Origin of the sequence: Paenibacillus cymbidii (assembly GCF_004764705.1) — a bacterium.
Classification (GTDB): Bacteria; Bacillota; Bacilli; order Paenibacillales; family NBRC-103111; genus Paenibacillus_AN; species Paenibacillus_AN cymbidii.
In genome coordinates this window covers 123,482-144,868 of sequence record NZ_SHLX01000006.1, presented here as the reverse complement: position 1 = coordinate 144,868, position 21,387 = coordinate 123,482, and the positions used below count along the sequence as shown (strand labels likewise).

Below are 21,387 nucleotides of genomic sequence, written 5' to 3'. Positions count from 1 at the left end.
GGTTGGTTGCCCCGCTTGCCGATTGCCATCGCCGTCGTCTGGAGGGGCTTTTTTCATGACCTATTTTGACAGGTGTTCATTCCAAAGGAGGCTTCGCGATCATGATCCAGGTCGAGTCCATCGGAACGAGAAGAGAGCTGTTTGTCGACGACGCGCTGATTCATTCCACCACCGCCAGACTGGCGCTGCAGAAGCCGGAGCGCAGGGAAGTGTGCTTCCGTTTCGAGGCGCCGTTCGAAGGCTCGGGCAACGGTTATCCCGTGCTGATCAAGGACGGGGAGCTTTATCGCCTGTTTTACAAGGCGGCTTATTTGACGAGCGAGGACGGCAAGGAGATTTATATTTCCCCGGAGGACCGGGAGCGGAATCCGGTGTACGGCTGCGTCATCGAAAGCAAAGACGGCGTTCGCTGGTACCGGCCGAGCGTTGGCGAGGTCGCTTGCGGCGGCAGCAAGGACAACAATATTGTGCTTCACATACCGGATCTCGACGCGTTCATCCCGTTTCTGGACGCGAACCCCGCTTGTCCGCCGGAAGCGCGGTACAAGGCGCTCGTCGCCACGTGGAAAAAGCTGTACGCTTACCAGTCGCCGGACGGCTATCGCTGGACGTCGATGGGCGAGAGGCCGCTGCCGATCGAGGGTACGTTCGATTCCTCCAATCTGGCGTTCTGGGATGAGACGCGGAACCGCTATTGGGCCTACGTGCGCAATTTCCACAATGTGCCCGGCGAAGACTACAACGTGGGCGTCCGCGATATCAGTTGGAGCGAGTCGGCGGATTTTCACAGCTGGAGCAAGTCGGAGCTGCTCGATTTCGGCAGTAGCCCGGACATTCCGCTCTACGTGAGCGCCATCGCGCCGTATTATCGCGCGCCGCACCTGTTCGTTGGCTTCCCCGCCCGTTACGTCGAACATCGGCGCTGGTCGCCTTCGTTCGACCAGTTGCCCGATCCCGAGCACCGTCGCAACCGGATGGCGCACCATCCCCGCTACGGACTGGCGCTGACGGACTGCGCGTTCATGTCCAGCCGCGACGGCAAGGCGTGGCGCCGCACGGACGAAGCGTTCGTTCGCCCGGGGATGAACCGCGCGACGAATTGGGCGTACGGCGACAGCTTCCTGTCCATCGGCATGGCGGAAACGAAGTCGGAGTGGGCCGGAGCGGCGAACGACATTTCGCTTTATGCGATCGTGAACTATTGGAAAGGGCCGATGGAGCTGCACCGGTACACGATCCGGCAGGACGGTTTCATGGCGTTGTCGGCGGATGCCAAAGGGCATGAGACGCTGACGAGGCTGTTTACGTTCGAAGGCTCGCGGCTGACCCTGAACGTGTCTACCGCGGCTGTCGGCGGCATGAAAGTGGAACTGCAGGACGTTGGCGGCATTCCGATTCAAGGGTTTACGCTTGCGGATTGCGACGACATCTTCGGCGATCGGGTGGATTATGTCGTGTCGTGGAACGGGGCAAGCGACGTATCGGCGCTGGCGGGCAAAGCGGTGCGCATGCGGTTGTATATGTGCGACGCGGATTTGTTTTCGTTCCGGTTCGAGGCGTGAAGGGCACCCGTTAACCGTGGAAAGTGGTCGGAACAGATAAGGGGGAAAAGCCGGCTTAACCCGTCGTCGTCGGCCGAGGTGGGGCTGATAAGAGGGAAAAGCCGGCTTAAACCGCCGAAGTAGCCCGGGACGGGCCAATAAGCCAGTCTTGCAGGAAGAGGTGCGGTTTTCCTTTTGGCAGGTTAAAGGAAGAGGAGAGACAGTGTCGGAGGGGATTCGTTCACGAAATTGTCGGGATTGACAAAATGTTGTCATATTTTGACGAATTTCGTTGATAATGATTCTTATTCTTATTGAAGATAGCCATGAGGGGTGATATAATCAGGATGTTTGTTTACAGGCAACGTAGGTAGATGCAAGTGCAGGATGTAATGGTGTATGTGCAGGATGTAATGGTGCAAGTTGATTGAAGCATCGTGTATGGGGCCATGTCATCGTGTATGGGGCCATGTGTTGGATGCAGAGCTCAAAGTGTCAAGTTCATACGTAAGGTGCCGGAAGCAAGGTGCCGAGCCCAAGTACTGAGATGCCGGAAGCAGCTGGCATTGGCGTCGGGATATTCCGGGCGTTCCGGAGCCTGCGGGAGGGGATGCGGATCAAGATGGCTAACATGCGGACAATCGCCGCGTTGCTGCTGGGCATCGCGCTCATGGCGCTGGGCGTCCCGGCCGCATGGGCGGAAGGCCGGCTGGCCGACGGTACATACGATGTGGTCTATACCGTCAAAAAGCCCGACGATGAATCGGTTTCGATTGCCAACGATTATTTTGAGAAGCCGGCGAAGGTGACGATCGTCAGCGGGCGCACAACGGTGCAACTGCAAATGAATCACAGCAACTGGATCGGGTATTTTAAAGTGCCCGGCAGCGGCGGCAGTTTCGTTGATGCGGAGGTAGTCGGCAGCAATGCGGACGACAATACGCGGATCGTACGATTCGATGTTGCCGATCTGCAAACGCCGACGGTCGTCCAGATGAAGGTGACGATCAAGGAACTCGGCTACAACCACGAATACGCCACCCGTTTCGTGTTCAAGACCGACGGGCTGCCGCTCGCTGCGGCGGCTTCGGCCGCTCCGGCTGCGGACAAGCCCGCCGGGGCGGCAACCGCATCGCCGAACGCGACGGCGCTGGCGACGAGCCCGTCGGCAGCAGCAACGGCGCCGCCCGCCGCAACGCCGGCCCAAACGGCAGCGGCGTCGCCAAGCGCTGCCGCCGCCGCAGTGTCGCCGGCGGCTTCCGGCGCCATCTCGTCTGCGCCGTCGGCAACGCCGCCCCGCGCCGACGCCTCGCAGGCGCCGGCTGCGTCCGCCGCGGCCGGGCATGCCGGCGGCAACATCGCGCCGCCAACGCCGGCGACGAATCCCGACGAAGGCGAAGGCGCCGGACAACGCACCGGCGCGATCATTGCTGCCGCGATTGCGGTCGTGCTGCTTGCGGGCGGTTATGCCGCCTACCGCTTGCGTAAACGCGGCAAGCGCCAATAACAGAATGGGAGATGTGATCCATTTGAAACGACTGAGGAAACACACGGCGGCGCTGCTCGTCGCCTGCCTGCTGCTGCTGAACGCGGCGGCTGCGGTATCGGCTCAATCGGCCGATGAAGCCTCTCGCCAATATGACGTCTCGTTCTCCGTCCTGAAGGACGGCACCGACACGGTGTCGGCGATGGACGAATACACGCAGAAGCCGGCCCGAATCGCCGTCGAAAACGGACAAGTATATATTTATCTGACGCTGCTAAAGAGCAGCTGGGTGACCGGCTTCGAAGTGGAGCAGAACGGCGAACTCGCCGCTCCGGAAGAAGTAAGCGCCGATGCGGCGGCCGATACGAAGACGGTGCGATTCCCGGCCGGCGATTTGACGGCAAAAACGAATGCGCACATTACCGTAGAAGTGCCGGCCATGAACTATAAAGGCGATTACAAGGTGCAGCTGAAGTTCGACACGACCGGCATGCCGGGCGCGTCCTCTTCGCACGGCGGCGCGCCGACGGGCACGGTAAGCGAAGGAACCTATACGACCGGCGAGCAGCCGGGAGCGGGACATGTGCAAGCGGGACCGTACCCGATCGCGTTTACGATTCTCAAGGACGGCACGGAAGAAGTGTCCAGCATGGCGAACTACACGGACAAAACGGCGCAGCTCACCGTACAGGACGGCGTGTACCACATCGCGTTTACGCTGAAGAGCGGCAGCCTTATTCCGAACGTGCAATACGAGCATGACGGCGCTTATGTTGACGCAGCTGTCGTCAGCACGGACGCTGCCGCCGATTCCCGGGTGCTTGACATCGTCGTCGGCGACCTTGCCGGCAAAACGAATGTGGCGCTGGAAGTAAACGCCGGCCCCCGCGGCACGATGAAGCATACGGTGCAGTTCAAGTTCGATCTTGCTTCCGTCGGCGGCGGCAGCCACGGCGCAGGCAACGGTCAAGGCCAAGGCAACGGCGCTTCGAACGGCGGCATGCCGACCGACATCGCCAGCCACTGGGCTTATGCTTCGATCGCGCAAGCGGTCGGCCGCGGCATCGTCGCCGGCTATGAAGACAACACCTTCCGCCCGGACGGCAACATTACCCGCGCCGAATTTGCGGTCATGCTGGCCAAGGCGCTGAAGCTGCAAGGCGAAGCGAAGGCACCTTCCGCGTTCGCCGATGCCGGCAGCATTCCGGATTGGGCGGCCGCTTCGGTAGCTCTGGCAGGCGAAGCCGGATTGGTCAGCGGCTACGAGGATAACACGTTCCGCGCCGGCGGACTGATCAACCGCGCCGAACTGGCGGTCATCATCGCCCGTGCGGCCGGTCTCTCCGCCGAAGAGCAAGCCGATTCGACGTTCGCCGACGCGTCGTCCATCCCGGCTTGGGCGAAAGGCGTCGTATCGGCAGCGGTGCAAGCGGGCTTCATCGCCGGCCGCGACGGCAACCTGTTCGCGCCGGCCGAGCATGCGACTCGCGCCGAAGCGATCACGCTGCTGCTTAAAGTCATCAACCAGCCGAAAAAATAATTCGGCTGTCGTTAGTGCCGGATGAACGATTTCACCGAGGATGCCGGGCGTAGACCGGCGTCCTCGGTGATTTTCGCGAAGGAGGGGATCATCTTGCGCATGAAAGCGTCACATGCCATCTTGCGCATATCGGCCGGTATGGCGCTGCTGTTCGCCCTTGCCGCCTGCTCGGCGTCGCCCGGCTGGCAGCAATCGGCCGCTTCGCCGTCGCCGTCCGCATCGCCGGCAGGGTCGCCGACTTCGACCGCGCCAGCGCAGCGGATCGTTTCGACGACGGTGGCGATTACCGAAATGATGGATGCGCTCGGCGTCGACCTCGTCGGCGTGCCCACCAGCGGCAAAACATTGCCCGCGCGCTACAAGGGACTGACCGATACCGGCAATCCTATGGACCCGGATATGGAAGTGGTGCGGCTGCTGAAGCCGACCGAAGTGTTGTCGGTGTCGACGCTGGAGTACGACCTGAAGCCGAAGTTCGCAAACGCCGGCGTGCAGGCGTCGTTTCTCGATTTGACGAGCCTCGCGGCCATGAGCGATACGATTCGCGCCCTCGGGCAGAAGTACGGCAAACAGCAGCAGGCCGAAACCGTTGTGCAGACATATACGAAGCAAGTGGATGCCGCCATCGAACGGGTCAAAGGGAAACCGGCGCCGAAGGTGCTCATTCTGCTTGGCATCCCGGGCAGCTATCTGGTCGCGACGGAGCATTCCTACATCGGCGATCTGGTGAAGCGTGCGGGCGGCGTCAACGTCGTGCAAGGGGAGAGCGCGGAATTCGTCGCATCGAACACCGAGCATTTGCAGCAGGCGAACCCGGACGTTATTTTGCGGGCGGCACACGGGCTGCCGGACGAAGTGGTCAAAATGTTCGACAAAGAATTCCAGAAGAACGATATTTGGAAACATTTTAACGCGGTCGCAAACAAACGGGTGTACGATCTCGACGAAACGCTGTTCGGCACGACGGGCAATCTGGCGGTCGGACAGGCAATGGAGAAGCTCGCGGGGATGCTGTACCCATGAGGACGCCGCTGCTCCGTTTCACGCTGCTAGTTCTGCTGCTGCTTGCGGCGCTCGCCCTCGCGGCTACGACCGGCAGCATTCGCATCGGCTTGCCCGAGTTGACGCACGGCTTGTTGTTCGGCGGGAGCGACAAGGCCGACATTATCAAAGATTTGCGTTTGCCGCGCATCTTCGTGTCCGTCATGACAGGGGCGGCGCTGGCGGTGTCGGGAGCGCTGCTGCAAGCCGTCGTGCGCAACCCGCTGGCGGATGCCGGCGTGATCGGCATCTCTGCCGGGGCGAGCGTGTTTGCGCTGCTGATGATCGGGTTGTTTCCGCTGCTGTATTACTGGCTGCCCCTGTTCGCCTTCGTTGGGGGAGCGCTCGCCTGGCTGCTCGTGTATGCGCTGTCGTGGCGGTCGGGGCTGAGCCCGATTCGGCTCGTCCTGGTCGGCATCGCCGTCAACGCGTCGCTGACCGGGATCGGCCAACTGCTTCACGCCATGGGCCATTCGTCGATGACGAGCGTCAACCCGGTGACGGCGACGACCTTTTCCCAAATGACGTGGGACGACGTAAAAGTGATCGTGCTGTACGGCGCAATCGGCCTTGCGCTTGCGTTCGCGACGTCGGTCTGGTGCAACATGCTGGCGCTGCAGGACCGCACGGCGCGCAGTCTCGGGCTGAACGTGCCGCGCGCCCGGCTGCTTGTGTCGGCCGTGGCCGTGCTGCTCGCGGCGGCGGCCGCTTCGGTCGGCGGACTGCTGGCGTTCGTCGGGCTGCTGGTGCCGCCGGTCGCCCGAGTTGCGGTCGGCTCCGACTACAAACGGCTGCTGCCGTTCGCGGCGCTGGCGGGGGCGCTGCTCGTGCTGCTGGCCGATACGCTCGGCCGCACGCTGCTGGCGCCGATCGAAATTCCCGCCTCCGTCATCATGACCGTCATCGGCGGTCCCGTTCTCATATTCCTGCTGCGAAAGAGTGAGCGTGTGCATGGACATTAACCGGGTCATCTTCTCCCACGACAACAAAGCGGACGTTCTGCGCGGGGTGTCCGGCCATATCGCCGAAGGCGCCGTCACGACGATTATCGGCCCGAACGGCAGCGGCAAGTCGACGCTGCTCGGCGTCATGTCCGGCCATCTCGCGCCCCGCGAAGGAGAGGTTCAACTGCGCGGGCAGGCCGTGCACCGCTACAAGCCGAAGGAGCTGGCGAAGTTGCTCGCCGTCGTGCACCAGAGCAACGAAGCGCCGGCCGACCTGACCGTGGAGCAATTGGTCGGCTATGGGCGGCTGCCGCATCGCAGCCTGTTCGCCGCAAGCCGCGACGAAGACGAGGAGGCGGTAGCGTGGGCGCTCTCCTGCACCGAGCTGGAAGCGAAGCGCGGCCATACGCTCGGCCGGCTGTCGGGCGGCGAACGGCAGCGGGTGTGGCTGGCTCTGGCGTTGGCGCAACGAACGCCGCTGCTGCTGCTCGACGAGCCGACGACGTATCTCGACGTCTATTACCAGCTCGAGCTGCTGGAGCTGATTCGCCGGCTGAACGCCGAGCACGGGCTGACAATTGCGATGGTGCTGCACGACATGAACCAGGCGCTGCGCTACAGCGATAGCATCATCGCGATGAAGGACGGCTGCGTGGTGCGGAGCGGAGCCCCGGGCGAAGTGGTGACGGAGGAGACGATGAGGGAGGTTTACGGCGTGCGGGTCAAGGTCGGAGCGGATGCGGAAGCGGGGCCGTACATGGTGCCGCTCGGGATTGCGAAGCGGTGAGGCGGAATGTGATAGAAGGGGAGAGCAGGAGGCGGCCGCGAGGCAGTCTCCTGTTTTCGTTATGCCGATTTGAATGTGGTGCAGGGCCGGGTCAATTCGCGACATGACGGTCGCGCCGGTATTCGCCCGGGGTGAGCCCGGTAAGGCGCCGGAACATGCGGGTGAACGAGTTCGCATTCGGATAGCCTACCTTGAGCGCGATGTCCTGGATCAGTTCTTCCGTCTCGACGAGCAGCGACTTCGCTTTCTCAATCCGGTACTCGAACAAATAGTCGCTGAGCGTGCGGCCGGTTTTTTCCTTAAAATAGTTGCGCAAGTAGCTGGTCGAAATATGCAGCCGGTCGGCGATCAGCTCGTGATAAATATCTTCGCCGTAATGCTTCTCGATAAAACGGACGACGAAGTCGACGATCGGATCGCGCGCCTCTCGCTTCTCCCGCATCATGGAGGCCGCTTTCGTCGTCAGCTCCATCAGGAAGGCGGCATAATCGTCTACCGTATAGAAGCTGTCGAGCGCATGGAACAAGGAGCCGTCGGTATAGAGCGGTCCGATATCGATCTTGTGCTCCATCAGCGCCATGAACAATTTGGAGACGAGATCGCCGGCGAACTGCCGGTAATGCCACAAGGCGGCGTCTTCTTTGGCCAGCTTGTCGAACAGCGCGTCCAGCGTGCCGACGAGCTGCTCTTCGTTGCCGGCGACAAGACCGGCGGTGAAGCCGCGCTCCAAGTCCGGCGTCCAGACGGCAATCGGTGCCGCCGTTCCCGGCTCGTCAATGATTTGGGTTTCGGCCAGCAGCTTGCGTTTGCGCAGCATGTCGTTCGCCGCCTCATAGGCTTGCGTAAGCTCGAACGGCTCCCACAGTCTGGAGTGGAAAGAAATCGCAAGTCTGTAAAAGTCTTGGTCGAGATCGAACACTTTCTTCATATAGTCGAGCTTCTCGCGGATCCTTCCCGAGATATCCCCGTCCGAAAACACGATCGACAGGATGCGGTCCTTTTCAATCTGCATCGTAATGGATCCGGCAAACGCTTCGGTCATGTTCAAATTAATGAATTCTAGAAAAAAAGACGCCTTGGGTACCGGTTGCCCTGCAGACTCCAGCCCCTGATTCTGATGGATATGGAACAGCGCAAGGTGGAAAGGCTGCTCGATGTCGATCAGGCCTTGCACTTCTTTATCCGACGCTTGGATGCTTTTGACTTTGTCGAGATAGCCGTATTTCTGCAGCAGCGTATTTTTGCGGTTCAGCGAGTCGATGATGCGGCGGAGACCGTCGCTGATAGCATTGAATTCCTGAATGGAGCTTCCATGATGAATCGTCGGATTCATTTGGCGCAAGCCCTCCAGAATGCGCTGGATCGGGTTCTTGAACCGGACGCTCAGCATGACGGCAATGGCAACGCTTAGCGCTACCGATAGAGCCAGCATCAGCAGCATCAGCATGTTCATCCGGGCCATCTGCGCTGCAATTTGCCCGTTCGAAACGACGCTCACGTACGTCAGCTTGGAAGTGGCGCCCAGCTGATAGAAGTAGTAGTTCCCGCCAAGCAATGCATAAGAGCTGCCGGCTTCGGCAAATACGGGCTTGTCGTTCGAGGTTCCGGAGCTGTATACGAGCTGGTTCGATTCGTCCAGCAAGTAGAAAGCATCGTTCATGGACTGGTTCAACGCAGCGAACATCGAATCGGCCTTCACGAATGCGGCGATATAGAAAGGACGGCCGATCTGGTTTTTGACGACGATAGGGAAGTAGCGGCCTTCATTCTGCACGCCGACATCGTACCGCTTCTGCTGGAAGGCGGCGACAGGAAACACCCGGAAATGGTAATCGCGACCGAACTGCTCCGACCAGAACACGTCCGGGTACTGGTCGCTCTTGTAATAGAGGCCGAACATTTCCTGGGCCGATTTGAAGCCGTTGCGATCGATAACGAATTGTTGATCCTTGAAGTAAACGAACATATTCTCGATGTCGAGATTGTAGTTGGCGATAATGGCATTGAACTCGTCGGCAAGGCTGGAAATATAGGGGAATTCGTTCCGGAAGTCTTCCCGCTTCAGCGACTTGACCTTGCCGTCGAATACGAACCGGGTGAGCACGTCTTCAAGCTGTCCCAGCTGCTTCTCATACGTGCTGACCAGCGTGTTCAACCGTTGGGTGTTCGACTGGATCAGCTGATCCCGCATCTTGTGTTGAAAGTAGGAATAAGAGATGGCATGGAAGGCGAAAGAAATGAGAATGACGAGCGAGAACCCGAGCAGCAGTTTAACGAACAGCGATTTGTTGTTGAAACGCAGGCGGTGATTTTTCATCCCTCATCTCCCTTTCCCCCGACAGTCTCCACATCTTTCATTATATAGGCGACGGTTCGAAGGCGTCTATCGATTTCAGAATGCAACATTCACTCTTCTATTCCGAATTGTTTATATATTCGCCGCCTCGCAGGATACCGGTGAAATGGCATAGTTCTGATGCTCTGTCCGCTTGCCCGCAAGACAGTATGCCGGTATGGTGGGAGCAGAAAACGAAGCTTCCATGCGGAGCTTGTCGAATCATTTCGAATCATTGGGAGGAAACTGCCATGTCCAACAATCTTGCTCGCCCGGTTACCGTCGTTCTGGTGGCGGCGGGGCACCGGTCGCTTATTTATGCGGAGTATGCCAAGCGGCATCCTGACGAAATGCGGGTCACCGGCATCGTCGAGCCCGATCCGGAGCTCCGCCGGCGCGCTGCGGACCAGTTCTCGCTTCCGGAGCATTCCGTTTACGAGAGCGTGGAGGAGTTGACGCAGCGAAGCGGCCTTATTGCCGATGCGGCCATCAACGGGACGATGGATAAGCTGCACGTGCCGACCACGCTGCCGCTGCTTGCGGCCGGCTACGACGTGCTGCTCGAGAAGCCGATCGGGATTTCAATCGAGGAGATTCATGATCTGCAAGCCGCTGCGCACAAGTACAGCCGCAAGGTTATGATCTGCCATGTGCTGCGCTATGCGCCATTCTACATGGAAATTCACAAGCGGGTCATGGCCGGAACGATCGGCGAGCTGCTCAGCATCCAAACGATCGAAAACGTCAGCTACCATCATATGGCGATGGGCTTCCTGCGCGGCAAATGGAACAACAAGGAAGTATGCGGTTCTTCGATGCTGCTGGCCAAGTGCTGCCACGATCTCGATCTGCTCGTTTGGCTCAAGAACGGCGTTTCGCCGATCGCTGTGAGCAGTTTCGGCGGCTTGCAGTATTTCCGCGAGGAATTTGCCCCGGCCGGCTCCGGCGAACGTTGCTACGATTGTGACATAGAATCGGCTTGCGACTATTCGGCCAAGAAGCATCATGTGGAAATGGGCGCCTGGAAAACGTATCTTGATCCGAGCTATCGGCTTGGTTACGTTCCGACCGACGAGGAACTGGCCGAGTTGCTGCGCACAAGCAGTCCCTATGGCAGATGCGTATGGAAAAGCGACAATAACGTGGTCGATCACCAAACGGTTATTGTCGAATTCGCCGACGGCACCACCGCCTCCCACAACATGACGGGCGGCGTATCCAAGCCGTGCCGGCGAATTCACCTGCTCGGCACGAAGGGAGAAATCGAAGGGGAGCTGGAGGATAACAGCTTCGTTATTCGTCATCCCGATCCGCGGCGCGGGCATGAATTCCGGGAGGAGCGGGTCGAGCTGGGCAATGTGAACACGGATTCGCACGGCGGCGGCGATTTGCGGCTTGTGGGCGATTTTGTCCGCATCCTGAAAGGGGAGCAGCCGTCGGCATCCTATACGTCGCTTGACACGTCGGTACTCAGCCATGAGATCGGCTTCGCCGCGGACCGGTCGATGGAGCGGCGGGAAACCGTCCTCCTGCAGGAGCGCCCATGAGCCGTCCGTTATCCGCCAAACCCGTCTATTTGACGCATGACGATATTCGGAAGGCGCGAGCGAACATCGCCGCCTATGAGTGGGCCGCAGCCAGCTTCGCGGACATGAAGCGATACGCCGACGACTGGTTTGTTTATTCGGACGATCTGCTGCGGGATGCCGTCATGGGGATGAAGGAGGAAGCTTTCGCGTACGCCCTGAACGGCTGTCCGGCTTGCGGCAAGCCGTTCCCTGTATGGGATCTTCAGGCGATGAAGGAAGTGGCGTCCGATCTTCGCGACTGGCCGCGGCGGACGATAACATGTCCTCATTGCGCCGTCGTCCTGCCGAACGAACAGTACCCGGACGAGGGCCGCGGTATCGGAATCGGCGGCAAAGGCTACTATCCGCTGGGCTTGTGGAATTTTACCCTGTGCACCTGGTTGTTCGGGGGCGTAGCCGGCGAGGAAGGGCTAATAACGAAGCTTCTCTACTTGTATCTGATCACGGAGGAGGAGCGCTATGCGGAGCGGGCGATCGTGCTGCTCGATATAGTATCGGCTTTGATGCCGGATACGCGGGGGCCCCGGGATTTTGCCGCTTTCGGCAGCGATAGCGAGTACGGACGCATTCATCTGCTGACCAGCATTGTGCATCGGGTCAAAAAGTATTGGGCGATCGACTACAGCTGGCTTTACGATCGGCAGGAGCTCGACAGGCCTTCGCCTGCGCTTGCCCGATTGGGCCGGCAGGCAACCATACGCGCGAATATCGAGGAGATGCTGGATCATTACATGCTGGAAGAACCCGGCGGGGTCCCGTACGATCTGCGCGGAGGAAACCTGACGAATTTGCAAAATCACGAAACGGACGGCATCAAGGCGATGCTGGCGGTCGGCCTGGCGCTGGGCAAACCGTCCTATTGCGACTGGGGCGTCCGCGCCATGGAAGCGTTGTTCTTCAATACGTTGGGTGGAGACGGCATGTATTACGAGGGTTCGTACGGATACAGCCTGGGAGCGTCGACCATCTTTCTCGATATCGCCCTTATGGGCATGCAGGCGTCGACCGACGAGCAACTGCAGTCGTTTCACCCGTTCGGCTGCGAACGATTGTACCGGTTTGCGGTCGAGCTGCCCGGCGACATGCTGTGCCAGGGCCACATGCCTTGTTACGGCGACTGGAAGACGGACAAACGGACGGGAACCGAAGCGGATGCCAAAGTGCTGTCTTACGCATATCGCGGCGCTGCCGCCTTTGCCCGGCATTCGCCGGATGCAGGTTTGCGCAAGAGGGCGGGGGAACAATTGCGCCGCCTGTATCCGCACGTGCTGCCGCAGCTGGGGAAGCTGGGATTGGATCTGTTTGGCGAGCACCCCGAACCCGCGGATGCCGGGCGTCACGCTTTCGCCTTGCCTGAGCGCGGCACGCTGCTGGGCCAGGCCGGGCTTGCGATTCTGCGCGATGCGAATGAAACGACCGTTCTGCTGCGGTATGGACCGGGCAGCGTGCACGGTCATGACGATGCGCTTGCGCTGCAGTTGTACGCTTGCGGTCAAGAGGTGACCGCCGACATCGGCTATTTGTACTACGGCTCGAACGGTCATCTCGGGTGGGCCAGCAAAGCGATCGCCCACAATACGGTGGTCGTCGATCGGGACTCCAGGCTGCCCGGCCGTTCGATCTACAAGCCTTTTGCCGGCGGGGAGCTGCTGTTGTTCCATGAATCGGCAAACGCGTCGGCGCTGGAGGCATCGGCCCCCGACCTGTACGGCGTCGAAACCTATCGGCGGTTGCTGGCGCTCGTTCCGCTCGCGGGGGGAAGCTCTTACGTCGTCGACGTGTTCGCCGTCGATGGAGCGGAAACGGCCGATTACGCGTTTCATGCGTTCCATGAGCCGAGCGAGTTGGCGTTGTCCGGGGCACTTGCCGTAGAAACGGCGGGCTGGACGTTGGAAGGCCACGATGAAGCGTGCGCCGGTTCTCCCCGGCCGTATTACGATCATCCGACACAGAGCTTCGGGGAACGACTGACGGCCGGCGAAACGTTCGACCGTTGCCTGGAAGACGAGCACCCGCGAGGATGGACGCCAATACCGAACAACGGATACGGGTATGTGTTCGATCTGAAGCGCTATGAACCCGACGACGGCGGTTTCGTCGCTGTATGGAGGAGTGAGAGCGGCCGCGTCTTGCGTTTGTTCGGCTTGACGGAGGAGAAGGATCGGCTGTTCACGGGCAAAGGACCCAGTCTTCAAGGAGAACAGCGGCATCCGATGCTGATCTGGCGAAGCGGCGCCCGGAAGCGGTTTTCCGCGATTATGCAGGCGTTGCCGGCCGCATCCGAAACCGGATACGATGGCGTGCTTGTCAAGGAAGTTCGGCAGGTTGATACGGGATCCGGCGCAATGACGGGGATGAAAGTCGTCTTGTCCGACGGATCGGCGGATTATTGGGTGTATGGCGTCGACGCGGGAACCGCCGTTGTCCAGACGACGCACGGGCCGTGGCGGGTTGCGGGACGCTGCGCCTGGATCCGGCTGTCGGCGAACGGCGAACTGCTGCGTAACGAACTGATCGACGGCGCCTCGACGAGCTTCGGCAGCTGCGTGCTGCAGGCGCCCGTTGAACATTCCGTTCCGATCGCGGCGGTGGATGCGGCGGAAGGGACGATCGCACTGGCGGAGCCGATGGCAAGCGGGCAGGACGCCCGGGGATGGGTTCGCATCCGGTCCGCGCGCACCGGCCGAACGGCCGTTTATCGCCTTCGCTCGCTGACGAAGGATCGGATGACGATTCTGCTGTCCGATTCGCCCATACTGTCGAAGGGAGTGGTGCAACGGGTATCGGTCGGGGAGCAGGACGGTTTGACCCGCCTGGACAGCCGCTATCCGCTGCCGCTCGGCTCCGATCTGGTGCATCCGGGTGCCGCTTCGCCCTTTGAGGGCAGGACGATACGCGGTGCCTGGGGCGGCACGGCGGTCATTCGCGGCGTCCCGGCCATGAAGAGGCTGGTTGTCGAGATCTCAGTCCCGTTTCGGCAAGAGGAGCCGTTCGATATTCTCGGCATCGAGGCGGGCGATGCCGTGCTGCAAGCATGAACATTAGGTATGCAAACCTCTCGCTTATCTGCATTTTCGGTTCGGCAGACAAGGAGATGAGCATTGGGATAGTTCCGATTGAATGGAATATATACTTGCGCAAGCGGTCATTCTACGATCGTCTTGTCAGGTTGTTGGCGAACAATCTGGCGAACAATCCGCGGAGGTGAAAGTGTTGAGCAATCAGAAGGAGTCACGGCAAGAGGAAGGGAAAACGACAGGAGCCGCCCAAGTGAGCCGGCGCGCGGCTATTGCGGCACTTGGGATTGCAGGAGTGGCGATGGCGGCCGGGAAATGGGCGGGACACGCATACGGAGCTCCCGGCCATTCGCCGGGCCATTCGTCGAGTGTAACGGGGGCTACATATGGAGCAAGCAATGCGCAAGGCGGCTGGCAGCCGGCGGTCGGCCAACTGCAGCAGCAGGTGGATCAAGTAGAGCAGCAAGTGGAGCAATTGGGACAGCAGCTGGAGGCAGTGGAGCAGACGGCGCTGCATCATTGCGATACGGTTTCGCTCGCCGATCTGCGGGCGATGGCGAATCCGCAGGAGCATCACCTGTATTTCGTACATGATTACGGCATGGAAGGGCCGTTTCTGTACGACCCGTCCGATACGGCTTCGCCGGACAACGCCGGCACGATCGTCGTTTGCGAAGCATCGGGCGCCCGCTTCAAGCGGGTGTACAAGGATCAACTGGACGTCAAATGGTTCGGGGCGGTCGGCGACGGCTCGAGCCACAAGCTGTCCGAGAAATACGCCACGCTTGCGGATGCCCGGAAGTTTTATCCTCATGCCCAGTCGCTGGATGACGAAATGGACTGGGTCGGCATCCAGGCGGCGATCCAGTGTGTGAAGAATGGCGCGAATGCGCGCACCACCGTCGTCAATATGCCGCGGGGAAAGTATTTGATCAATCGGAACATCAGGCCGGAGGTAGACCGGCTGACGCTTCAAGGAACGGCGGATACCGTGCTGGCCACCCGCTTCGACAGCCAGGTGATCATCGTGAGCGTGATTGACAGTGTCACCAGAAAATATGTGCCGGTCAAAAATTTGATTTTGCGCGATTTTACCGCCGAATGCATGGACGGGTTCGGTCCGAGCCAGGGAGGGCCCGTTACGTTAAACTGCGCCGTAGACTGCCTCCTCGACAATGTGACCGTCCGGATGAATCCGGAGCCGCTGATCGCAAGAGGTATTATTTCGAACGGCATCGCCTTGTCGAACGGTTCGTCCGGCGTGGTGCGGAACTGTCTGGTCGACGGCTCCGCCAAACCGGGCATCTACCTTTCCGGAAACATCGATTCGATGCGGGTCGAAGGCTGTGAAGCGAGGAACGTTAAAGGTCCTCTCGGCACCCAGCCCGGATTTCTGATCGCCGGTCCTAAGAATGTGGTGCTGGTCGGCTGCCAGGGTCATCATAACCAGGGCGCCGGGTTGGTGATCAATACGCAGGATGGAGCCAACGCGCTGGAGTCGCAGGATGTCGAAATCATCGGCTGCCAATTTTACAACAACGGTCTGCACGGCATTTCATTAGGTTCGTTGTCCGACAGCCTCGGCTTGACGAACCGTCACATCAAAATTATCGGCTGTTCCACTAATTATAATACCTCGGACGGCATCAATATGACGTCCGGCATTCAAGTCGTCATTGCCGATCATACGGCCCATCACAACGGGAGCACGGGCATATATTTGAACGGGACCGGGAACTCGTCGCGGTACTTCATTTCGCATATCAAAATTTTCAATCCGCACCTTTACGACAATGGCGCGTCGCTTGGCATCTACGGCGCAGGCATCATGATTCGAAGCGCGACCTACGTCACGGTCAAGGGCGGCGAGATTTACAACACCGACGCGGCGAACAAAAAGCAATTTGCCGGCATCCGCACGCTCGATCGGACCGGCTTCCCGACCAAACAACTGGTCATTCACGACGTGCGCATCCATGACCATACGAGCGAATATCTTGTGGAAACCGGAGCGGTGCAGTCCGGCGGTTATTTCTCCATCCAGGCTGCAGGCGATCCTCTTCCCGATCTTACTGTAACACCGAATAAGCCGGAATTTCCCGCGCCGCTCGGCTCGCTCTATACGGATGTGAATACCGGAATCCTGTATACGAAGACAACTGGCGGGTGGAAAGCGTTGGCATTTGCTTGACGGAATAAGGCGCACCTTGGATGAAAGCGGCTGCGGACACGGAAGGAGCTGCGATAAACCGACATGACGACGAAGAAGGACGGGATGGTCGTGCTGCAATCGAGAGCTTATAAAATCGTGGATCAATCGTTCACGGACTGGGAAAGCGAGGTGGAAGGGAAGTGGACGTATGCGGATATCATCCGGCGGAAGGACTACGTGCACGGCTGGATCTCGATTACGAGTCTGCTGAACGACGAAGCCGGCGGACGCATCTATGCGGGCATCGGCAGCTTCGATACGAATCTGCTCTATGCGTTCGACAGGGGAACCCGGACGTTCGAGAATTTGCATTACCGCAAGGTCGCGGACCGGTACGACGCCAAATTCCATTGCTCGCTCGAGATGGACGGGAACGGGGACGTTTATGGCGCGGTTGCGCAATTTCACGATCTCGATCTCCAATTCGTTGCCAAAGGCGGCCGGGTCGTCAAATATGATCCTGCGGATGGAAGCTACCAGTTCCTCGGTACTCCCGTACCGGGCTCCTACATTCAGTCGCTGGCGCTGGATCGCCGCCGCCGTCGGCTGTACGGCTTTACCTTGTCGCCGGAATATTTGTTCGAGCTTGACCTGACCACCGGGCAGTCCAGGGTTGTCATGACGGTGGGCAACAGCTTCGAGCTGTGCCAGCCTCACAACCCGGTGCTGGACGATGACGGCTATGTGTGGGGAACATACGGCATTACGAGGGCCTTTCTGTACGACACCGGCGAGGACTCGATCCGATTGTTCAAATACGATCCGGACAGCGGAGAGGTCGAGTTCTTCCGCTACGGCTTGCCGAGAATCGGCCACGGCGACAAAGGAAAGGTCGACCGGGCGATCAATATCGGCGACGGCTACTTGTACTTCGGCGGCGTATCGGGCTCTTTCTCGCGCTTGAATCCGCGTACCGGCGAGATCAAAAGCTACGGCAAACCGTGTCCGAACCGAAGGCTGGCGGGCCTGTGCGCAGGGAAGGACGGCTGCCTCTACGGCGTCGGCGGAGATCAGTATTACGTGACGGTGTTTCGGTTCCATCCGGGGACGGAACGGCTGGAGACGCTCGGCCGCATCTATGACGAGACGATTCAGGATGCGCCGGCGCGGATTCACGCGATAACGATGACCGACGATGGCGTATTGTATTGCGGGGAGAACGACAACAACCATCGCTCCAGCTATTTGTGGGAAGTGAGGTTCACTTGAGCGGACATCTGCCATCGGAGGGCGGAGCCGCTGCGTCTCGCCCGCTGAGAATCGCGTTTGTCGGCGACAGCGTCACGTGGGTGGACGGCATGCTGCTTGACGGTTTCGTCGGCAAGGCGGATGAATATGTCCGCAGCACATTTGCCGAAACCGTCACTTGCGAAAGCATGCGACGTTTCGGGCGCGGCACGGTCGTGGAAAGCCGGAAGCTGTTCGGCGGCAAGGCGCTTAAGCTGCAGGGCGCCGGAAGCGGCGCCGCTTTCGAGCTGACGGGCGACGAGCTCACCCTCGTGCTGGCGAAGGAACGCTCCAATCGTTCGGCCGCTTGCGTCGACCTCTATGCGGACGGCGTTCTCATTGACACGTTTTCCTGCTGGAATGAGGAGCCTTGCGGGACGGATACCGTACGCTTCGCCGGTGACGGGCAAACCGCGGCGTTCGATCTCGGCCGGGCATTCACCTATGAGCACCAGGTAGATCTGGACGGGCGGCGGCTCCAGGGGGAACTGCTGACAGCCGGATACGGGGCGGGCTTCCCGCAGCGGCAGGAGTATGCCGTCATCCGCAAATATGGAACGGCGGCTGCTGGTTCAAGGCCCAAGGTCCATCACTTCCTCTGGTTCCCCGCTCCGCCTGAGCCCGGCGCCGTCATTGAGGCGACGTTCCGGTACGGAGAGACGATTGCATACGCAAAGGGGACGGTCGGCGAAATCGCGGAGGCGATCGATTCGCCGCTGGAAAGCCGGTACGGAGCGGAGCAAACGGGCGAATCCGCGGCCGCCGTCGGGCCGATCAGCTTCGGGCTCGATTTCCGCGAAACGGATGAGCGCGCCGCCGTCACCTGGCGGTTTCCCCATGCGGCCAAACGGTCGTTCGAGCTGCTGGTCCGCAGCTTCGATCCCAGGGGGGATGCGGTCGGCGAGCCGACAGCCATTGTCAACTTCGCCACGAATCGCTTTCACGCCGTGATGAATGCCGGGATCGGCGGCAAGTCGGCGAGCTGGTTCAACGGGGACGATCCGCTCCGCAGCATTGCGTCCGTGCTGGCATGGAAGCCGGACCTTCTGTTCGTCGGTCTCGGCACGAACGACGATTGGGAAGAGGGGAACACGTTTGCCGCATGGAGACGAATCGAAGGACTTGCGGAAGCGGAGGTCCGCAATGGAACGCTGCTGAACTGGAGGAGCTGCAAGCAAACCGGGCCGGGCGTCTACAGCGTCGAGACGGCGGAGCTGATCATCTTCGCCATCGCCGAGCGATCGGTCACCATCGATGGGACGAACACGGTTTTCGACGGCATACGGGCAGGCGATATCGTCGTCATCGGCCATTACAGCGGCGACAACCGGAACGTGCAGTGCCGCATCTTGCGCACATGGGATCAGGCGACGAGGACAGGAACATTCGCCGAGCCGCTTGAGCCGAACCCGGTCACGCCTGTGCTGGGGGACTATGTGGGGCAGGCGGTGCGCATCAAGCGGCTTGAGGGCTTTACGGAGCAAATGTCGCGTTTGCTCCGCACGGTGCGGCAGCAAGCGCCGCACTGCAGGCTGGCGCTTCTTGAAACCGGTCTCAGCAACTACGGAACTCGGCTGCTGATGGGCTATCCGGAGCAAATTCGTCATCTTGCAGCGATATACGGCGCGGAGCATGTGCCGATTTATCGGCCGCTGATGGAGTGGCAATACAGCCAAACGCCGGATATTCCCGTTGTTGCGGTTGCAGAGGATGCTCATGCAGGCAAAGGAGCAATAGCCGGTTATCGTTTGCTTGACGCGAACGGCCGGGATATTAACGAAGGCAGGGGGATGCAGCTGCGTCGCTGGTCGGTTCGCGTGAATGGGGAGGAGCGATACGGGCGAGGCTGCGCCATCGAAGGCGGGTTTACACTCGCGTTCAGGCCGGGAACAGAAGGAGACGGCCTGCAGCTGACCGAATGGGCAGGACGGCGATGTCCCGAGGCAGCCTATCGGTTCTTGCCCGCACGGCTTGTCTTCAACGATCATCTGCCTGCGCCGGACGCAACGATCGAAGTGACGGCGGCATCGGCGAAATGGAGCAGCGACGATACTCATCTGGATCAGCCAGACGGTATCGCGGTGTACGCCGGGCAGGTCAATCGCGCGATGGCGCGGATGAGAACGGACCTGCGATTGTGAAGGAGGTGGTGCGGGGGAAAATCATGGAGCTAGAGGTTTATGACAAATGGTTTGCTTCTATGAAAGTGTGTCAGGTTAATCATCGATTGAGGAGGGGTAATGTGAACAACAAAGGATGGAACAGAACGTTTGCCGGCGCGCTGAGCGGTCTGATGGCTTTTTCGCTGGCCGCCTGCAGCGGCGGAAGCGATTCCGGCGCCGGGAGCGCCTCGCCGAGCACCTCGCCGAGCGCTTCCGCAAGCGTTTCGGCACCTTCGCCGGCTCCTTCGGCGAAACCAAAGGAGCCGTTCACGATGACGATCTATGTGGCGGCGATGAAGCAGGAAGAGTTCGATAGCCGCTACAAAGGCATTTTGGCAAAGCAATTCCCGCACATCACCTTCAAGTTCGAGACGGACACGCCAGGCAATAAAATTGAGGAGAAGGTCGTACGCGGAGAAATTCCCGACCTGATGAAAACGGATCTTCCGCTGTTTCGGTTTCGCTACCTCGATCTGGGACTCGGCGAAGATTTGACCCCGTATATTGCCAAATACAAGTACGATATGTCCCGCTTTAATCAGAGCTTCGTCAAGGAGCTGGGCGATCTGACGAAGGACGGCAAAATTTACGGCCTGCCGGCCCCTCCCTATATTCCGTCCGTCTTGTATTACAACAAATCGTTGTTTGATAAGTTCGGCGTCCCGTATCCGAAGGACGGCATGACATTCGACGAGGTTTACGAGCTGGCCAAGAAGCTGACGCGAACGGAAGGCGGGACGACTTATCGCGGGTTTAGCGCCAATCTGCACTCCGTCCTGAGGGAAAATCCCTTTTCGCTGCCGATTCTCGATCCCGCGAAGGATGCGCTGGCCGATCCGGCCAAATGGCAGCAGCTGTTCAGCAATCTGAAGCGCTTCTACGAAATCCCGGGCAACGACTTCAACAAAACGTTTGCCGATGAAGCCAATGTGTTTAACAACGGAACCTCGGCCATGGAGATCGACCAGCTGAGCACGCTGCTCAAGCTCCCTGACACCTTCGAGTGGGATGTCGTTTCGATTCCGACGCTGGCCGGCGCGCCGCAGCGTGTCATACAGCGCGGGCCCGGCTATTGGACGATGGCGAATACGAGCAAACATAAGGACGAAGTGTTCGAAGTCATGATGGCGCTCTCGTCAGACGAGGTGCAGATGAGCGAATCGCGTCTCGGCATGCCGACGACACTCGTCAACAAAGAGATACAAGCGGCGCTGGCGCAGGATTTTCCGCTGCTCAAAACGAAAAATATGAAAGCGGCCACGTATTACCCGCCGACGGACCCCGTGCCGAAACGCAACCAGAACGTGACGAACGTCGACCCGGCGCAGCAGTTAGTGCCGGTATATAAATATTTTATCGAATATGTGACCGGAAAAACCGATTTGAACGCGGCGCTTCGACTGATTGAAGAAGAGAATCTCAAGCTGATCGAAGCGGAGAAGGCGAAGAAGAAGTAATCGGTTTGCAAGATAAGGCTGTCGGACGGTTCGCCGTTACGGCAGCTTT

General features: G+C 59.7%; 13 protein-coding genes. 12 read left to right on the top strand and 1 reads right to left on the bottom strand.

Annotated features, from left to right (window positions below; translation table 11 throughout):
• Positions 1 to 101 precede the first annotated feature (101 nt).
• The 6 genes from EXY20_RS10445 (at position 102) to EXY20_RS10420 (ending at position 7,339) form a co-directional block, all read left to right on the top strand.
• Positions 102 to 1,562 (top strand): hypothetical protein, encoded by a 1,461-nt coding sequence (locus tag EXY20_RS10445; protein ID WP_135550554.1) that lies wholly within the window; start codon positions 102 to 104, stop codon positions 1,560 to 1,562.
• A 601-nt stretch (positions 1,563 to 2,163) separates the two neighbouring features.
• Positions 2,164 to 3,048 (top strand): NEAT domain-containing protein, encoded by an 885-nt coding sequence (locus EXY20_RS10440; RefSeq protein ID WP_167859145.1) that lies wholly within the window; start codon positions 2,164 to 2,166, stop codon positions 3,046 to 3,048.
• Positions 3,049 to 3,070: 22 nt separating this feature from the next.
• Positions 3,071 to 4,567, top strand: coding sequence for an NEAT domain-containing protein (locus EXY20_RS10435; RefSeq protein ID WP_167859144.1), 1,497 nt, complete (start codon positions 3,071 to 3,073; stop codon positions 4,565 to 4,567).
• 93 nt (positions 4,568 to 4,660) lie between these two features.
• Positions 4,661 to 5,590 (top strand): heme ABC transporter substrate-binding protein IsdE, encoded by a 930-nt coding sequence (gene isdE, locus EXY20_RS10430; protein WP_407944907.1) that lies wholly within the window; start codon positions 4,661 to 4,663, stop codon positions 5,588 to 5,590.
• Positions 5,587 to 6,570, top strand: a complete 984-nt coding sequence (locus EXY20_RS10425) for a FecCD family ABC transporter permease (RefSeq protein ID WP_135550548.1) — start codon at positions 5,587 to 5,589, stop codon at positions 6,568 to 6,570. The genes isdE and EXY20_RS10425 overlap by 4 nt, the downstream gene beginning before the upstream one ends.
• Positions 6,560 to 7,339, top strand: coding sequence for an ABC transporter ATP-binding protein (locus tag EXY20_RS10420; protein WP_135550546.1), 780 nt, complete (start codon positions 6,560 to 6,562; stop codon positions 7,337 to 7,339). Before EXY20_RS10425 ends, EXY20_RS10420 begins: the two co-directional genes overlap by 11 nt.
• A 91-nt stretch (positions 7,340 to 7,430) precedes the next feature.
• Here the strand turns inward: EXY20_RS10420 and EXY20_RS10415 are convergent, their stop codons facing one another.
• Positions 7,431 to 9,656: a helix-turn-helix transcriptional regulator gene (locus EXY20_RS10415; protein ID WP_135550544.1), complete on the bottom strand. Its 2,226-nt coding sequence runs from the start codon at positions 9,654 to 9,656 to the stop codon at positions 7,431 to 7,433.
• Between the two features lie 269 nt (positions 9,657 to 9,925).
• On the opposite strand from EXY20_RS10415, the gene EXY20_RS10410 reads away from it, so the two are divergent.
• The 6 genes from EXY20_RS10410 to EXY20_RS10390 all read left to right on the top strand — a co-directional run bounded on the left by EXY20_RS10410 (position 9,926) and on the right by EXY20_RS10390 (position 21,338).
• On the top strand, positions 9,926 to 11,221 hold the full coding sequence (locus EXY20_RS10410; RefSeq protein ID WP_135550542.1) for a Gfo/Idh/MocA family protein: 1,296 nt from the start codon (positions 9,926 to 9,928) through the stop codon (positions 11,219 to 11,221).
• Positions 11,218 to 14,301: a heparinase II/III domain-containing protein gene (locus tag EXY20_RS10405; protein ID WP_135550540.1), complete on the top strand. Its 3,084-nt coding sequence runs from the start codon at positions 11,218 to 11,220 to the stop codon at positions 14,299 to 14,301. Before EXY20_RS10410 ends, EXY20_RS10405 begins: the two co-directional genes overlap by 4 nt.
• A 175-nt stretch (positions 14,302 to 14,476) precedes the next feature.
• Complete coding sequence (locus EXY20_RS10400) at positions 14,477 to 16,471, top strand: right-handed parallel beta-helix repeat-containing protein (protein WP_167859143.1); 1,995 nt, start codon at positions 14,477 to 14,479, stop codon at positions 16,469 to 16,471.
• A gap of 63 nt (positions 16,472 to 16,534) precedes the next feature.
• A complete protein-coding gene (locus EXY20_RS10395) occupies positions 16,535 to 17,701 on the top strand; it encodes a Vgb family protein (protein WP_135550536.1) in 1,167 nt (388 codons plus the stop codon).
• Positions 17,698 to 19,860: an SGNH/GDSL hydrolase family protein gene (locus tag EXY20_RS38840; RefSeq protein WP_167859142.1), complete on the top strand. Its 2,163-nt coding sequence runs from the start codon at positions 17,698 to 17,700 to the stop codon at positions 19,858 to 19,860. Before EXY20_RS10395 ends, EXY20_RS38840 begins: the two co-directional genes overlap by 4 nt.
• A gap of 101 nt (positions 19,861 to 19,961) precedes the next feature.
• Positions 19,962 to 21,338: an ABC transporter substrate-binding protein gene (locus EXY20_RS10390; RefSeq protein ID WP_167859141.1), complete on the top strand. Its 1,377-nt coding sequence runs from the start codon at positions 19,962 to 19,964 to the stop codon at positions 21,336 to 21,338.
• Positions 21,339 to 21,387: the final 49 nt, after the last annotated feature.

Bases quoted from the DNA above. Each gene is read 5' to 3' on its own strand.
- EXY20_RS10410 (WP_135550542.1), top strand. From the start codon at position 9,926: ATGTCCAACAATCTTGCTCGCCCGGTTACCGTCGTTCTGGTGGCGGCG.
- EXY20_RS10440 (WP_167859145.1), top strand. From the start codon at position 2,164: ATGGCTAACATGCGGACAATCGCCGCGTTGCTGCTGGGCATCGCGCTC.
- EXY20_RS10395 (WP_135550536.1), top strand. From the start codon at position 16,535: ATGACGACGAAGAAGGACGGGATGGTCGTGCTGCAATCGAGAGCTTAT.
- EXY20_RS10445 (WP_135550554.1), top strand. From the start codon at position 102: ATGATCCAGGTCGAGTCCATCGGAACGAGAAGAGAGCTGTTTGTCGAC.
- EXY20_RS10420 (WP_135550546.1), top strand. From the start codon at position 6,560: ATGGACATTAACCGGGTCATCTTCTCCCACGACAACAAAGCGGACGTT.
- EXY20_RS10425 (WP_135550548.1), top strand. From the start codon at position 5,587: ATGAGGACGCCGCTGCTCCGTTTCACGCTGCTAGTTCTGCTGCTGCTT.
- EXY20_RS10415 (WP_135550544.1), bottom strand. From the start codon at position 9,656: ATGAAAAATCACCGCCTGCGTTTCAACAACAAATCGCTGTTCGTTAAA.
- EXY20_RS10405 (WP_135550540.1), top strand. From the start codon at position 11,218: ATGAGCCGTCCGTTATCCGCCAAACCCGTCTATTTGACGCATGACGAT.